Genomic DNA, 16,347 nt, shown 5'->3' on the forward strand with positions numbered 1-16,347 from the left:
CCTGAAGTTCATCAACTCGGATCTCGGCAAGAAGGTCTCCAAGCAGGTTGGCCTGCCGGTACCGACGAAGCTGCGTCGTTACAAGGAGGGCGAGCCCGCCCTGGACGGTCGCGTACTGCTGGGTGGCTCCGGTCGCCTGATCGGCCGTATCGAGGAGCTGCTTGCCGACGATTACACCGTCTCCACTTCTGCTGGCGATAACAAGTACGCCGGTCTGGTCTTCGACGCCACCGGCATCACCAAGCCAGAGGATCTGCGCCAGCTGTACGACTTCTTCCACCCGGTCATGCGCCAGCTACAGCCCTGCGCACGCCTGCTGGTTATCGGCACCACCCCGGAACTGATCAACGACGTTGACGAGCGCATCGCTCAGCGTGCCCTGGAGGGCTTCACCCGCTCCGTCGGTAAGGAGCTGCTGCGCGGCGCTACCATCCAGCTGGTCTACACCGCTCCGGACGCTGCCGCCGACCTCGCTGGCCTGGAGTCCACCCTGCGCTTCGTGCTGTCTGCTAAGTCTGCCTTCGTGGATGCACAGGTTATTCGTGTTGACGCCCAGTCTGCGTCCGCCCCGGCTGATTGGAACAAGCCCTCCGAGGGCAAGATCGCTGTGGTTACCGGCGCTGCCCGTGGCATCGGCGCCACCATCGCAGAGGTGCTGGCTCGCGACGGCGCAAAGGTCATTTGCGTGGATATTCCGCAGGCTGGCGAGGGCCTCGCCGAGACCGCCAACAAGGTCGGCGGCACTGCCCTGCCGCTGGACGTTACTGCGGCAGACGCTGCGGACAAGCTGAAGGAGCACGCTGAGGCTCGCCACGGCGGCCCAGTCGACATCATCGTTCACAACGCTGGTATCACCCGCGATAAGCTGCTGGCCAACATGGACGAAGGTCGCTGGGATTCCGTTATCGCTGTGAACCTGGTTGCACCGGTTCGCATCACCGAGAAGCTGCTGGAGAACGGTGGCCTGGCCGACAACGGCCGCGTCATCGGTGTGGCCTCCATTGCCGGTATCGCCGGTAACCGTGGTCAGACCAACTACGGTGCTACCAAGGCCGGCGTGATCGGCTTTGTCGATTCCTTCTCCGACAAGCTGGCTGACCGTGGCATCACTGTCAACGCTGTTGCTCCGGGCTTCATTGAGACTCAGATGACCGCTGCTATCCCGTTCGGCACCCGCGTCGGTGGCCGTCTGCTCTCCTCCCTGCAGCAGGGTGGCGAGACCGTGGACGTTGCCGAGACCATTGCCTACTTCGCTTCCCCGGCTTCCCAGGCTGTCACCGGCAACGTTGTCCGCGTGTGTGGCCAGGCAATGCTGGGAGCCTAAGCCGAGCCTCTTCGAGCGAGCTGTAGAGAAAGGAGCCACGACTAGTGGTTGACTACAAGAAGCTGGACTCCATCCCGGTTCTGATGGAGGAATACCGCAATGCAGTCAAGGATGTTGTTCCGGGTGTGGGTAGCTCCCGCAGTGCCAAGGAGAACCCAACGACTGCGTTCAAGGTTGAGGGCGTCAAGATCAACGTGCCCGAACTAGCGGCCTACAACGCGGCAACGGGTCTGCGTCTGCGCAACGAGCTGCCGCTGACGTACCCGTACGTGCTGAGCTTCCCTATCGTCATGAAGATCCTGACGGCAAAGGACTCCCCCGTCAACGCCGTGGGGCTGGTGCACCTGACCAACCGCATCGAGCAAACCCGCGACCTGACCGTGGATGACGTACTGGATATCCGCGTACACGCGGAGAACCTGCGCCCGCACACCAAGGGCGTGTTGCTGGATGTTGTCACCGTTGTCTCCGTCGACGGCGAGGACGTATGGAAGCAGACCAGTGGCTTCCTATCCAAGGGTGCGAAGCTGTCTAGCTCCTCCCCTTACAAGGATCAGCAGCCGACCGACGGCCGTATTCTGGAGCCGGTTGAGTTCGACGAGTACAACGCAACTCCCACCGCGAAGTACCGCGTGACCCCGGCGGATATTCAGGAGTACGCGCAGGCTTCGGGTGATAAGAATCCGATCCACGTCTCCGGCATTGGTGCGAAGGCGTTCGGCTTCCCGGCCGTCATCGCGCACGGAATGTGGTCCGCCGCCACGATGCTGCGTGGCTTGGAGGGTGTGCTGCCGTCCGCCGCACGTTTCAGCGTGGAATTCGCCAAGCCCGTTACGCTGCCGACCACCGTGGCATTCTTCGCCGAGGCTGCGGGCGACAAGGCCTACCCGCGCCCCAGCGAGTGGGATCTGCAGCTGCGCAAGGCTTCCAAGTTGAAGACTCTGCACGCAGTGGGCAAGGTAGAGAAAATCTAGCCACCGTAAATTGAGTGGATCGAACTGGCTGGACAGCTGCCGTTTAGATAACTCTCGGTAGAATACGCTGGTTCTAAAAGAGCTCGTGGTGCGTACATCGCGCCACGAGCTTTCTTTTATCTATCGCCAGGGTCCTAGTAGAACGACGCCTAACTGACCGCCCAGTAGTAGGTCAGCACACCTTGCCCGATCAGGACGATTGGGATGAAGGCAAGGGACGCCACCACGTCAATGAATGTGATGACTTTGGCCATGCGAGCCTCGGCTAGTTCGTCCGGCTGACGATTTGCGATAAAGGCTAGAACAATCAGCGAGATGACGGTGACCAGGGCGGCTGCAGCCCATGGTTGCCAACTATCAGTAGCACCGTTGAAGACCCACGCATTCACACCAAACTCATCAGTGGAGTCCTTGCCAGTCTGCGTTTGGTCGCCTGAGAGCCAATGCACGAAGCTGCCAGCGCTCATGGCGAGGCCAGTGATTCCGGCGATGAGCAGAGGGCTAATGATGCGAGCATCCGAAAAGCCATTCGTACGCAGGATCAAGATGATCGCCAGCAGGGCTGCAATGAGCCCCTGTTGCCAGTAGCTGCTTGAGTTGAGAACAAGAACAATGAGGGCGCCCATGATTGTTGCGGCCCAGCTAATACCGCGACTAATTGCTTCAGTGCGCAGGGCGGCAGCGCGGATGGATTCGCGGCTAATGGATTCACCTGCGTCACTGCGACGCAGCATCGCGGCAAGCCCGGTGCTACTGATAGCAAGAGTCGACGTGGTCAGTAACATCGCAATAGGCAGCCAAGCTGTCCACGCAGCCAGCGCAAAAGGACTTGCTCCAAGGAAGGTTGCCAGGCCGAAGACCGCCGCAGCAACGGCGACGATCCCGGCTGCAACCGCTGCAGCTGTCGCTTGCCTACTCAGCGCGATCCAAGCTGCGACGGCTGTACAGAGCGCAGTGATGCTAATTGTCCAGGCTAGTCCTGGCGCACTTTCCACGGGGCGTAACACGGCTGCAGAGACAATGAACCCAAAGATAGGCAGGGCCCACGCCAACTTCTGTGCCCACGGACGGGGCTTCCACAGGGCAATCCCGATTGCCAGGAGGGCCAGGACGGTAGCGGTCACGACGCTTGTGATTCGACCTGAATTCCACGCCTCCACAACGTGTCCGCCGGCTGACGAGCTATGCCCAAAGCCAAGCCCTGCGAGACTGCTACCCCACACACCCTTGAGTGCGACGAAGCCAACCAACGTAATAGTGGCCAACATAGTTGCCAGCAGTCCATCCGTGCGGGTGGTTCCAGACCACGCAAACTGGGAGGCTCCAATGGTGCTGCGCATTTCGGCCATGATGTCATCGACAAATGGTGCGTGGGCGGCTTCAGCTCGCTGCGACAGGTAAAGCTTGTGCCCGTCCAGCACCTCATAGTCTTCGAGAGAGCGCTCAGCGTTGATAATCCCCGTTTCTGGGGAGGACAGTACCCACAGGTGCGCGGTAGCTTCCACGTCTGCGGTAAATTTGGAATCTGCTACTCGTCCCCGGAACAGTTCCACCACGTCATCGAGGTAGTCGATAACGGGCCTGTGTGCTGGGAGGCTGACATCCAGTTGATGGTCTTGCCAAAACACACTTAATCTCACAAACATCGCAGACATAGTAGTAATGATTACATGGATTGTCGTGTGGCACGTGGCTGGGTGCCCTTGTATGCGCCTAGTGGCCGATTGTCCTGTTGATCCCCGATACGTGCGTAGAGAGTTTTTGCTGAAGTAATGTCCACCAAGATTATTCACCGTCCGGCCCGCGCGAATCGAGCCATAGTGCCACAAGGGCCGTTGGAGTTGGCTCAGATTCCAACGATCCGTTCCAATGGCGCGGCGGCGAATGCGGTTACGTTCCTGCTACCAGTTATTGGTGGCATGGGCATGGTGCTCATGATGATGTCGTCCGGCAACCCTATCCGCATGGCCATTGGCTCGGTGATGTTCGTGATGGTGATTGTCAGCGCGCTGGTGATGTTCGCGCGTTCGCGCACGGGCAAGCGCAAGGAGGCCGAAACAGCCCGCGTTCGTTTCTTGGAGCATCTAAAGGAAATGGAGGCGAAGGCAAAAGACAAGGCAACTGAGCAACAAAAAGTAGCGGCAATGCGCAGCCCCGAGCCAGGCGCGTTGCAGGATGCCATTCGAAATCCCTTCCGCCTGTGGGAGCGGCGCCGTAGTGACGAAGACGTTTTGGTCACCCGCATCGGATCAGGAACGTGCCAGCTGGCGTGCGGCATCAAGGTGAAGGAGGCCACGGATCCGTTGGCCATTCCGGAGCCGATCTCCCAAGCGCACGCAGAACGCATGCTGAAGCGCACTCAAACCGTGGAGAATACTCCCATCGCCATTCCAGCCCGTGGCGTGGTCAGTTTGGTGGGATCTCCACAGCTGACAACGGAGGCCCTCCGCACGATTGTCACCCAGGCGGCGGTGTTCCATGCTCCTGACGATGTGCGTTTCCACTTTGCATTGCCGTTGGCTGATCATGCGGATACGGCAGATTGGGCGCTGTGGCTTCCTCACGTCTTGAGTGAGGACGAGTTTGATGGGCCTCTGGGTAAGCGCCAGGTGAGCCACGATGAAACTTCTGCCCAATCGTTGCTTCAGGAGGTGGAGCGCCGCAATGACGAGTTGAAGGAGCGCGCCCGGTACCAAATGAAGTCTCTGGAGGAGCCTTTCATTGTGGTGGTGCTGGACATGGATTCCGAGCATGGGCGCTGGCTGGAGGGCCAGTTGTCTCAGGTATTGAGCCTGGAGAAGGCCCGTATTGCTGTGCTGGCCACGTCTCTGCGTCAGCAGGACGAGCCGAGCCACGTGGACGTTCGTGTAAGCATTGAGGATTCCCGCGAATTCCAGGTTCAGCTGATCGACCGTGGTGAGGTGTGCGAACCCAAACCTGGCGAGGATGGCTTTGTAGAGCGCATGCTGTATGGAGGCTTCCATGGCCGGTTGGATCAGGTCTCCCCTGCCTTAGCGGAATCCGTGGCGCGTTCGCTTTCACCTCTACGTTTGGTGGAGGATGCCACGCCTGACGCTCCGCTTGAACAGACCATCGGCTTGGATGCGATGCTGGGCATTGACGACTTTGCCACCTACGACATTGCCCACCAATGGAGTCCGGGCGGCGCGGATGAGTTCTTGAAGGTGCCTTTTGGAATTGACGCCGAGGCGCAGCCGATCTACCTAGATATTAAGGAATCGGCGAGATCCGGAATGGGTCCACACGGCCTATGTGTGGGCGCGACCGGTTCGGGTAAGTCTGAGGTGCTTCGCACCATCGTCTTGGCTCAGGTGATCAACCACCATCCCGATCAGCTGTCGCTGGTTCTGGTGGACTTTAAGGGTGGCGCGACGTTTGCCGGCTTGGAGCCGCTCCCTCACACGGCTGCGGTGGTGGATAACTTGGCGGACGAGGCGGGCTTGGTGGATCGCCTGCATGATTCGATTCTGGGCGAGATTCAGCGCCGCCAGCATGTTCTGCAAAAGGCTGGCAACTTGGCCAATGTTGCAGAGTACAACGCCATTCGTCAAAAGCAGATCGACCAGGATGGCTCGACCTCCATGGATCCTCTGCCTGTCCTGTTTGTGGTGATCGATGAGTTTGGTGAGCTTCTGGCAGCCAAGCCGGAGTTTATCGAATTGTTTGTGCAGATCGGGCGCATCGGCCGTTCCATTGGCGTGCACCTTCTCTTGGCTTCTCAGCGTTTGGAGGAAGGCCGCCTGCGCGGCTTGGAATCTTACCTGTCCTACCGCATAGGCCTGCGTACGTTTTCCGCGTCCGAATCCCGCACGGCCATTGGTTCCACGGCAGCCCACGAGCTTCCCCCAATTCCCGGTTCGGGTTATTTGAAGGTGGATCCGGATATCTTTGACCGCTTCAAGGCCGCTTATGTGTCGGGATCGTACACATCCTCCGCATCCCAGGAGGAGCGCGAGCTTCCACCTGTTCCAATGCCTCTGGAGCTAGAGAATACGACGGAAAGCTGGCTGCAGCAGCGTGTTGAGGCTCACCAGCTCTCGCTGGCTACGAATGCCAAGAGGTCGGCGGATATCCAACCGACGGTAGAACCCACTACGACGTTGGAGCTGGTTGTGTCCCGCTTGATCCCCGCTGCGGCTCCTACCCGTCAGATTTGGCTTCCTCCGGTTCCTGACAGGATCGATCTTGGCTCGGCGTTGGGCCAGGTAGAGCTCACATCTGACCGCGGCATGCGTGCTCAGCGCACCGGTCAATTGCAGATTCCACTGGGGCTAAAGGATAAGCCTTTGGAGCAGTGGCAGGGCCCGCTTGTTGTCGATTTGGCGGGTTCGCAGGGCAATGTCGCAATCATGGGTGCTCCGCAATCTGGCAAGACGACAACGGTGAAGTCTCTGGTTCTGGCCACGGCTCTGACGCACACTCCTGCGGAAGTGTCCATGTACATCGCGGACTTGAATGGTTCGGCGTTCACCACGTTTGCAGAGCTTCCCCATGTTGGTGATGTAGCTACTCGTTTTGATGAGGATAAGCTGCGCCGCATGTTTTCTGAGATGCTGCAGTTCCTCGCCGATCGTGAGCGTATTTTCGCTGAGCATCACTTGTCCAGCGTGGAAGATTTGCGGGTTGCACATGCGGCGGGCCGTCTTCCGGAGCTGCCCAGCGCTGATGTCTTCCTCATTATCGATGGCTGGGCCACTCTTCGTCATGACTTTGAAGATCTGGCAGAGCAGGCTCAGAACTTGGCTGCCCGTGGCCTGGGTTATGGCGTACACGTGGTGTTTGCAACGGGTCGCTGGGCAGATTTCCGACTGCAGCTGCAGGCTGTAATTGGCACAAAGCTGGAACATCGCCTGAATGATCCTCTGGATTCTTCAATCGGGAAGAAGCCGCAAGAACAGTTGGCAGGCCAGCCGACGGGTCGCATTTTGTCTGCAGACAAGCTGTTTTCCCATGTGGCAAGCCCTGTGCTGGACCAGCCAGATGTGGTTCGGGAGCAGTCCACGCAGGCGTTGATTTCCGCGATTGCTCAAGCTAGCCCCTTCAAGTCTGCGCCTGCTGTACGCATGTTGCCGGAGAAGGTAATGCTGCAGGAGTTGATTGAGGCTGGCGGCGGTCAGCCTGCTGTGGTGGCGTTGGCGGAATCAACGTTGCAGCCGGTGCGCTTCGATTTGGATGGTGCTCAGCGCCATTTGTTCATTGTGGGTGAGCATGCGTCAGGCAAGACTACGGCGCTTCGCGCCTTGATGTCGGAGGCAATTCGTGGCAAGCAACCGGGCCAGGTGATGTTTGGTATTTTCGACGCCCGCCGTACCTTGCTTGGCGAGTGTCCTGAGGAGTTCCTGGGTGAGTACGCGGGCACAAAATCCGCGGCGGAGCTATTGGCAAAAGGTATCGCTAAGGAGCTGGAGAGGCGTTTGCCCCCTGCGGATGTAACGCAGGAGCAATTGCGCAATCGGTCGTGGTGGCAAGGCCCCGAAATCTACATTGTGGTGGATGACTTCGAGCAGTTCGAGGGAACCAATAACCCGCTCCGGCCACTGGTTCCCTTCCTTTCCCATGGCGCAGATATTGGTCTTCACGTGTGGATTGCACGCCGCGCGGCTGGTGTGTCGAGAGCCACGTATGACACGTTTGCACAAGGCATCCGGGACAACGGTGCAAATGGTTTGCTGCTCAGCGGCGAGAAGCAAGAAGGTGCTGTATGGCCAAAGGTCTATCTGCAGCAGCTACCGGCTGGGCGCGCACAGTGGGTGCGTGGCTCGGGCCGTGTGGAGTTGGTCCAGCTTGGTTTCTGCTCCCCCAATTAGAGGGCACCATAGGTAAACCTAAAGCGAACTACACCTTATATAAACCTCATTTTTACATAATATTTCGTCCGGCGGTTAGTCCAAAATATTATCTAAACATACCCAAACTATGTCGCCGTACCTGCAGATTTCCTATTGCTCAGGATTCTCTAATTAGAGGCCCCATATTCCCTCTTTAATTGAAGTTTGCAATGCAATCTGGGGGCTCAGCTGGCATCCTCGATAAGGTATTCAAGATTGATGGTGCGATTGAGTGAATTGATGAGGAGAAGGCTTTATGGCCAATTCGGTCACCTCGCCTGTGCGGTTCCACCCGGATGCCCCACGTCCACGGTTCCTTTGGCAAGCCTCCCTGCCCACCAATTGGGTTCGTATTGACACTCATCCAGACGCGTCACCACACCGTTTGTCCCAGATCGCGGAGAATTACATTCCTGGCCACCGCTTGAAGCGAGCCGAACAAAAGCTGGTGCTTCAGCAGCTCGAGCAGCTGGTTAAGGCTGCCCGCGATGGAAACATTCTACTAACGCTCATCCTCCCAGGCCTGTCGGAGGATGGGGAGGCAACGTCGGCCACGCTGTTGTTGCGCTGGTACGACAGCTCCCCTGAGTTTGCTAGCCTGCGCACCGTGGAGCAGGCATTTTCTACGAAGGACGCGACCACACAGCAGTGCACAACCCCTAAGGGAACGGCCTACCTGTATTCATCCAACACCACTCAGACAGGTCCAATATCTCAGCGGCGCAAGACATTTCACCACCAGGCGTTCCTTCCCATTCCCTCCACCACCTGGACGTTGGTCATTTCTGGAACAGCTCCAGATGAGGAGACTGGTGAGTTGCTGGGCAACATTGTGAAGCGTGTGGCCAACAGTGTTCAGGCACATCCAGAGACGTTGGGTGAAACGTTTGAGGGTCTGGATCTACTCGATTCGAACTTCTTCGCTGGCAGCCAGGAAGCTTTGCAGAAACAGGAGTAAAGCATGTCCGATTACATTCAAGTACCTCTGCAATCTCTGCGTGATATTGCAAACAATCTCGCCGGCATGAAGGCCGATCTAGAAGGCGATAAGACAGGCGCCGACCTTCTGTCCGGTGTGGATTCCATCCACGGCCACAAGATCCAGCAGGCGGTGGCCGAATACTTCGGCGAGTGGGATGGTCCACGCAACCGCCTTCTGGAAAACGTCGGGAAGCTGGGCGATGTGTCGGGCAAGATCGCCGACGTCACTCAGCAGTACGATGACGAAGCTGCAAACGGTTTCAATCAATTTGCCGCCAAACTCAAGGGAAAGGAATAGCACATGTCTGGCGCTACGTATTATGCGTTCCGCGATTCGGCGGCAGATTCCACAAAGGGCGATATCAATACGGTGATGGGCGATATCGCGAATACTTTGGAGGATATCGACAGCTCAATTGAAGATCTCCGTGGAGGCTGGGAGGCCACTGAGGCCGATGCGTACTACGAGATCATCACCAAGTGGAAAGAAGGCGCCACCAACCTGAAGGACGTCCTCGCGGACGTTCAAGATGCCTTACAAAACATGAAAGATGGCAATACACAGCTTCGCGAAGGAATTTCCAAAGTGCTTGATGAAACCAGTTAGCTCAGTTAGCTAATGTCACGCGCGGGGTGCATGCGGGTGAAGGTCGGAAATCTTCTCTCGCGTTTGTTATTCCAGCACCGAACTGACTGCGCACCAACCTGTACAAGTTTTTCACCACTATTGACGAGCCCGTGTTGTCGGACTCGCGCAAGGAGTAATCATGGGTAGCGAACACCTTTCCGTTGAACACAGTGCCGTTTCTGGTCACGTATCTTCTCTGCAGACCAACCACCAGAACCTAATGGACCAGTCTTCCAAGTTCTTGGAGGCTTTGGAGCCGTTGAAGGGATCCTGGAAGGGTTCCTCTGTTGGTGCTTGGGACAATATGACTCAGGCATGGTCGGACAACATGGATCAGGTTAAGCAGGCTCTGGAGGAGCTGACTGGTCGCGTTGATGAAGCTGGTAAGTCCTACCAGTCTGGCGAGGAAGAACAGACAAGCGCGTTGCAGCAGAAGTTCGCCGGTATGAACTTCCAACAGGGCAACATTCTCTAACCAACCACTCTCGCCACATCTTTATTCTCAGAAAGGATAACGTCCACCATGTCTGTGTACGCATACAATAATTCCGATGCCGAGTCCACGTCTGGCGATCTCAATGGCGTAATGAACCAGATCGAGTCCACCCTGTCGGAGATGGATTCTGATATTCGCAAGCTTGCTTCCAGTTGGGAAGGCTCCGAGCAGGAGGAATATTCCCAGGTTCACGGTAAGTGGTCTTCCGCTGCACATAACCTGAAGGAAATTCTGGGCCAGATTCGCGGCGCGCTGGACGAAAACACCCAGTCTGTCGCTGAAACTCGTGGTCGCGCTTCCCAAGTCATCGCTGGTTCCTAAGAGGGCTAGACCTTCTAGCCTCTTCTTTCCTTTTCCCCTTTTCTTTAGACCTGTTTAAGACCAGAGGATTTTAGCCCGTCATGCCTGCACTGCCGCTGCTTCCTTTTGCTACGTACGCCGTTAAAAACTTCCACATTGGTGGAAACGTTGTCGCAGTCGGCGAGTCCGCGCGCCGGTATACCCATTTTGGTTCCCAAGCGTCGCTTGCCGCATCTGCCATGCGGACGATCAATGATGGCGGGTTCGAAGGCTCCGAAGGCGACCGTTTCAAGGAACTGCTAAATGCAGACTTCCCTAGCCACCTGGATGTCACCGGCGAGTCACATTCTGGTGTTGGACGAGCCATCGGTCTTTATGAAGGTGCATTGCAGACTGCCCAAACTGAGATGGGCACGCTGGCTGGCACGGCAATGGGTACTCACGCTGAGCACCAGACGGCAGTTGTGGCGTTTAATGCTGCTGAGGCCAATGCCGCGCGTGCTCGCCTAACGGCAACTGCTGCAGCCGCTACGGCAGTAGGCACCGCAATGATTCCTGGTGTTGGCGCTGCCACAGCAGCAGCTGCGGCATCAGCTGAGACAGAGGCAAATGCCGCTCACACTGCGATGGAAGCCGCACGGCTCAAGTTGGATACCATACGCGCTGTGTGGGATGGTCATATTTCATCGTCCGATACCATTAAAGCCACTCTCGGCGGAGAAGTTGATTCCGCGGTAAGCATTATCGCAACGCAGGCCAGGGCAGACTTTGACGATAATCCGAACTGGCTGGAGCGCGCATGGCAGAAGACCAAGGATTGGATGTCTGATCATGCTGACGTTCTCGCCGCTATTTCTGACATCATGCAGATTGTCGGTTCCGTTTTGCTCCTTGTTCCTGGTCTTCAGGCAATCGGCGCTGGCCTGTTGATTGCAGGCATTGGGCTGAAGGCTTTGCTTGCTGCCACGGGCAATGCGTCGTGGGGCGAGGTACTTTTCGACGTGGCGACTTCCTTGCCTTTTGCCGGTATAGCCAAACTTGCGAAGGCCGGGAAGCTTGGCAATACCGTTGCCAAGGCAACTCACGGCATGGGCAAGGCAGCGTCCGCCGTTAAGGCGGCGGCGAAGTCCGGTGCCAACTCGGCTGCACTGAAGATGGCGAATGGAGCCAGCCGTGTCGCAGGCGAGGCTGGCGAAAAATTCGCCAAGACTGCCTATTCAAAGATCACCCGCGGCGGCCAGATTTGCTTCGCGGCTGAGCCTGTCGATATGGCGACGGGCAACATGGTCGATTTCACTCAAGACATCAACATCCCTGGCACCTTGCCGCTGATCATCGACCGCAATGCAAATTCCGCCCACGAGCTAGGACGAGCTTTGGGCTCCAAGTGGGTCTCGCGCATGGATGTGCATATTGAGATCTTGGATGACGAAGTCCTCATGGTCTCCCCCGATGGTGCACTGTTGACGTTCCCGCCAGCCCCAATGGACGGATCCGAGGTCCGTGCGGATGGCCGCGCGTGGCTACTTTCCTTCGCTGACGGCGCCTACCGTGTGCGCAACGTCGCAGAGGGACTCACCTACGTATTTTCTGTTTCTGGTGACGGGAGCTACGTCACTACATCGGGTGTGGAGGACCGCTCCCCTGCAGCTGGTGGACACTCGGCCGGCGCGGGATTGCGCACCGGTTCCTTCGCCGCCGATCTTGGTCTAGGCTTCACCGTTGGTGTGACGGCATTGGTCCATCACACGGGCGCAGCCATTACGTACTCCTGGGATCAGGCAACTGGCCAGATGCGGGACATCACGCGCAGCGATGGAACTCACTTGTCTTTGGTCTGGGATCACGCTACGAATCGTGTGGCTTCTATCTGGGTTGATAACCAGCAGACTCACCCTGACGAAGCGCCTCAGCGGCTGATTTCTTATGAGTACGACGCTGCCGGTCAGCTCATTCGCGTGGTGAACTCCCATGCTGGTGTGTTGAGCTACTTCTACGATGAGCAAGGCCGTACTGCTGGTTGGCGTGACCGGAATGGTGCTGCGTATCACTACCGCTACGATGACCACGGCCGTGTCACCGCCCAAGTCGGCACCGGTGGCATGTTCCCCAACATCCTCTACTGGGGCGACGACACCGGCGACGACGCACCCACCGGCGGCACCGTCTGCGTACTCATCGAAACCGCCGGCGACTTCACCGGAAACCCCCTAGACACCGGCGACAGCGTCGTTGACACCTACCTCGACCGCCTCCACCACCTCCCCCTCTACCAAGCCCTCCTCAACGGCGGACTCCACGAAGCAGGACTCACCGGCCGCGGCCGCACCACCAACCGCAACACCACCAACTGGACCATCCCCACCGACTGGCTGACCGACGACCTCCTCGGCGACATCCGCCCCACCGTCTACCGCGCCACCGCCTCCGGCGACGTCTGGCGCATCATCACCCCCGAAGGCGCAATCCAAGACACCACCTACACCAACCACCACCTCCCAGCCACCATCACCAACACAACCGGTGCCACCACCAGCTACACCTACGACGACAACGACCTCATCGTCAACACCACCTACCCCGACGGGACCACCACAACCATCGAACCCGGCACCTGGGGCATGCCCGTACGCATCACCGGCCGCGACGGACACACCACCGACTACCAAGTCGACACCTTCGGCATGACCACCGCCATCACCACCGCCGATGGAGCCACCACCACCTACACCTACGACTACCGCGTCACCGGCATCACCCCTGCCAGCATCACCAACCCCGATGGGGCCACCACCCACATCGACTGCGATAACGCCGGCCGCACCATCGCCATCACCGACCCCGCCGGCTGCCGCACCAGCCACACCCTCAACGTACGAGGCCTGGTCACCGACACCCTCGACCCCGCCGGCAACACCACCTGTATCGACTACACCCCCGAAGGCTGGCCCACCACACTCACCCGCCCCGATGGCACCACCCTCACCGCCACCTACGACGGCGAAGGCAACCAACTGACCACCACCAACGAAACCGGAGCCACCACCACAACCACCTACACCGTCTTCGACAAACCCATCACCACCACCGACGCCACCGGGGCGACCACCACCATCACCTACAACACCCAAATGCAACCCGTGGCCATCACCAACGCCGACGGCCACACCTGGACCTACACCTACAACCTCGACGGGAACATCACCCAACAAACCGACTACAACGGTATCGTCACCACCAACACCACCAGCCCCGACGGACTCATCACCAATGTGACCACCCCAGCGGGAACAACAACCACCACCTACAACCAGCTAGGCCTTGCCACCAGCATTGAGGATGCCTCCGGCACCACACTGTTTGACTACGATCCCTTCGGCCGCCTGACCAGCATCACCAACCCGGCTGCCACCATCACCTACACCCGCGATACCTACGGCCGAGCCACCGCCGAAACCACACGCCTGGCCAGTGGCGAAGAAACCCGCCACACTATTGAGCTCTCCGCCACGGGCATGGTCACCGGCGAACACCTCACCCTACCCACCGCCGGCACCATCACCACCGGCTATGGACGCAATGCCGCTGGTGAGATCACCAGCAGCACCATCACCCAACACACCACCGCCACCACCGACGGTTCAGCCCTACGCCTACCTACCGGTGACGCCGACACTGGTCGCGTGCTTGCCGAGCTGACCTACACCACCAACACCCGCGGCCACCGCGCCACCACCGCTATCGACAACCTGGTACGCACCATTGACATCGACACGCGTGGGCGTATCACCGGTGATCACACCAGCCTGTTGGATTCGGCAACACCTGGCGGGCTAGCCCCTGTTGCTGGTCGTGACTTCACCTGGCGAGCAGACTCCACCCTCACTGCCATCGCCGACCAACTGCGTGGTACCACCAGCTTCACTGTCGACGCTATTGGCCGTGCTACCAGTGCGACCCGCACACCCCAACCAACCAACAGCAACCCCAGCAACCCCAGTGACCAGGGCACCATCCCACCACACACTCCTGCACGAGCAGGCACTCCTGCGCAATCTGGCAGTGCCACCACCGGAACTCCAACACAGGAGAACTACTCGTTCACCCCAGCAGGTGTGCTGGCCTCTACTGCTGAAGGGGGCATCGACTACCACAACACCCTGCCGGTCAAAGTCGGCCGGACTACCTACACCTACGATAATGCAGGCCGTATCACCCGCACGGTGACCAAACGCCTGGGTAAGAAACCGTTGGTGCATCACTTCTTCTACGCCACCGGTGAACAACCCATCGGCTTTACCTCAAGTGATGCTCCAGGTGTTGGCTATCGCTACTCCTACGATGGTCTCGACCGACGTGTTGCCAAAGACACCATCAACACCACCACCGGAGAAGTTACCCACCGTGACGTGTTCACCCACACTGGTAACCAACTAGCAGCCGTCACCACCACCGTGGCTGCAGACAACCCTGCACAGGTAGGCGAAGGCCATGTGTGGACTACTGATCCGGCCACTGGTGAGACACATGGCCAGATCGAACTAACCACCAGTAGCACCAACGATACTCCGGCTAACTCTGCCGCCACGTGGTCCCAGGCCCGGGTTGATGCGACGTTCTACGCCCTAGTGTGCGACCTGGCCGGTGCACCACAGGAACTGATCAACACCACCACCGGTATCGTCGAGGGACACACCACCCAAACCTTGTACGGCAAACGCACCTGGTCAGGTCGGTGCACCAGCCCGTTGTTGTTTGCCGGCCAGTACGAGGATGCGGAATCCGGGTGGGCGTACAACCGGTTCCGCTACTACAACCCCACCCTGGGCGCCTACAACGCCCAAGACCCACTCGGGCTTGCTCCACGACTCGCCTCAGCACAAGGGTATGTCGACCACGCAGCATACTGGGTCGACATGCTCGGACTCGTAGGAAAGGAAGCTCACACTCGATTCAGCAATTGGTACAAAGAAACCGTAGCTGGTAAGGAAGTTTACAAAAGTGCCCCCGGCCATGTATTCGACCCGCACAAGCAGTTAAGAACTATGGGTGGCGGAACAGAAACAAACCTTGATAGAATGGCTCGAGGAAAAGCACCGATTGGCCACGATGGAAAATTTGTTAATCTTCATCACATCGGCCAATCAGATTCTTCTACCTTGGTTGAGCTTACCGCGACGAGGCACTCACAGAATAGGGCTCAACTTCATATTTTCCATGGATTAAGTCGAAATGATTTTCCAAAGGACGTAGTTCCCGTTGATCGCAGCGCATTTGATGCATGGCGCGAACAATACTGGATAGAACGAGCAAAGGACTTTCAGTGATAAACGCAAATGATTTCTCAGATGACGACAAAATTCAGCTATACGAAGGCGGTTTAGCTAGAACAGAGTTGGAAGAAGCTCTTGATTTCGCTCCCGCTTGGTTACCTAGCGATCTCATTGACTTCTATTCAAGGTTCAGTGGTGCAGAAGTTGGAACGATCGAAGTCATGCCCCCAGGCCCGCTATTTGATTCATCGAATGCACTCAAAGAGCTGAATGAACAGATGGTGGATTCTTGTAGCGATACAGAATCCTTTTTCGCTATTGCGTACTTAAACGAAGATAGCTACATCGTTATTCAAAGAGAATCAGAAACTAAATTTCGATGCGGTAAATACGATTTTGGGGAACACGAGTGGTACGACGGTGCCCCATTTCAAAGCTTCACCGACTGGATGTACGCACAAAAGAGTTAAGCCAACTAGCTCAGTGAAGTGTTTCAGATTTTGTTCCGTTTGAGTAGGTGAG

The 16,347-nt window shown here is 57.8% G+C and carries 11 protein-coding genes; 10 read left to right on the plus strand and 1 reads right to left on the minus strand.

The annotated features are described in order from the left end of the window. Position 1 precedes the first annotated feature (1 nt). Both ACKFRT_RS03870 and ACKFRT_RS03875 read left to right on the plus strand, forming a co-directional pair. The gene (locus tag ACKFRT_RS03870; protein ID WP_408926057.1) at positions 2-1,324 is read left to right on the plus strand and encodes a 3-oxoacyl-ACP reductase; all 1,323 of its coding nucleotides are present in this window, start codon (positions 2-4) and stop codon (positions 1,322-1,324) included. Positions 1,325-1,368: 44 nt separating this feature from the next. Further along, a complete protein-coding gene (locus ACKFRT_RS03875; protein ID WP_408925808.1) occupies positions 1,369-2,298 on the plus strand; it encodes a MaoC family dehydratase in 930 nt (309 codons plus the stop codon). A gap of 149 nt (positions 2,299-2,447) precedes the next feature. Here ACKFRT_RS03875 and ACKFRT_RS03880 read toward each other — a convergent pair whose 3' ends face one another. Further along, positions 2,448-3,953 (minus strand): EsaB/YukD family protein, encoded by a 1,506-nt coding sequence (locus tag ACKFRT_RS03880; protein WP_408925809.1) that lies wholly within the window; start codon positions 3,951-3,953, stop codon positions 2,448-2,450. Positions 3,954-4,070: 117 nt separating this feature from the next. Between ACKFRT_RS03880 and eccCa the strand changes: the two genes are divergently transcribed. The 8 genes from eccCa (at position 4,071) to ACKFRT_RS03920 (ending at position 16,295) form a co-directional block, all read left to right on the plus strand. Beyond that, a complete protein-coding gene (eccCa, locus tag ACKFRT_RS03885) occupies positions 4,071-8,126 on the plus strand; it encodes a type VII secretion protein EccCa (RefSeq protein WP_408925810.1) in 4,056 nt (1,351 codons plus the stop codon). 277 nt (positions 8,127-8,403) lie between these two features. Then, the gene (locus ACKFRT_RS03890) at positions 8,404-9,105 is read left to right on the plus strand and encodes a hypothetical protein (RefSeq protein WP_408925811.1); all 702 of its coding nucleotides are present in this window, start codon (positions 8,404-8,406) and stop codon (positions 9,103-9,105) included. Positions 9,106-9,108: 3 nt separating this feature from the next. After that, a complete protein-coding gene (locus ACKFRT_RS03895; RefSeq protein WP_408925812.1) occupies positions 9,109-9,426 on the plus strand; it encodes a hypothetical protein in 318 nt (105 codons plus the stop codon). Positions 9,427-9,429: 3 nt separating this feature from the next. Then, positions 9,430-9,735: a WXG100 family type VII secretion target gene (locus ACKFRT_RS03900; RefSeq protein WP_408925813.1), complete on the plus strand. Its 306-nt coding sequence runs from the start codon at positions 9,430-9,432 to the stop codon at positions 9,733-9,735. A gap of 160 nt (positions 9,736-9,895) precedes the next feature. Next, the gene (locus ACKFRT_RS03905; RefSeq protein ID WP_237744674.1) at positions 9,896-10,231 is read left to right on the plus strand and encodes a WXG100 family type VII secretion target; all 336 of its coding nucleotides are present in this window, start codon (positions 9,896-9,898) and stop codon (positions 10,229-10,231) included. A gap of 48 nt (positions 10,232-10,279) precedes the next feature. Further along, on the plus strand, positions 10,280-10,573 hold the full coding sequence (locus ACKFRT_RS03910) for a WXG100 family type VII secretion target (RefSeq protein WP_408925814.1): 294 nt from the start codon (positions 10,280-10,282) through the stop codon (positions 10,571-10,573). Positions 10,574-10,653: 80 nt separating this feature from the next. Beyond that, positions 10,654-15,879: an HNH/ENDO VII family nuclease gene (locus ACKFRT_RS03915; protein WP_408925815.1), complete on the plus strand. Its 5,226-nt coding sequence runs from the start codon at positions 10,654-10,656 to the stop codon at positions 15,877-15,879. After that, positions 15,876-16,295, plus strand: a complete 420-nt coding sequence (locus ACKFRT_RS03920; protein ID WP_408925816.1) for a hypothetical protein — start codon at positions 15,876-15,878, stop codon at positions 16,293-16,295. The genes ACKFRT_RS03915 and ACKFRT_RS03920 overlap by 4 nt, the downstream gene beginning before the upstream one ends. Positions 16,296-16,347 lie beyond the last annotated feature (52 nt).

This window comes from Corynebacterium jamesii, from assembly GCF_046097395.1.
Taxonomy (GTDB): Bacteria; Actinomycetota; Actinomycetes; order Mycobacteriales; family Mycobacteriaceae; genus Corynebacterium.

Excerpts from the sequence above, each read along its gene's own strand:
- ACKFRT_RS03880 (WP_408925809.1), bottom strand. The coding sequence starts at position 3,953 with ATGTCTGCGATGTTTGTGAGATTAAGTGTGTTTTGGCAAGACCATCAA.
- eccCa (WP_408925810.1), top strand. The coding sequence starts at position 4,071 with ATGTCCACCAAGATTATTCACCGTCCGGCCCGCGCGAATCGAGCCATA.
- ACKFRT_RS03890 (WP_408925811.1), top strand. The coding sequence starts at position 8,404 with ATGGCCAATTCGGTCACCTCGCCTGTGCGGTTCCACCCGGATGCCCCA.
- ACKFRT_RS03895 (WP_408925812.1), top strand. The coding sequence starts at position 9,109 with ATGTCCGATTACATTCAAGTACCTCTGCAATCTCTGCGTGATATTGCA.
- ACKFRT_RS03900 (WP_408925813.1), top strand. The coding sequence starts at position 9,430 with ATGTCTGGCGCTACGTATTATGCGTTCCGCGATTCGGCGGCAGATTCC.
- ACKFRT_RS03905 (WP_237744674.1), top strand. The coding sequence starts at position 9,896 with ATGGGTAGCGAACACCTTTCCGTTGAACACAGTGCCGTTTCTGGTCAC.
- ACKFRT_RS03910 (WP_408925814.1), top strand. The coding sequence starts at position 10,280 with ATGTCTGTGTACGCATACAATAATTCCGATGCCGAGTCCACGTCTGGC.
- ACKFRT_RS03915 (WP_408925815.1), top strand. The coding sequence starts at position 10,654 with ATGCCTGCACTGCCGCTGCTTCCTTTTGCTACGTACGCCGTTAAAAAC.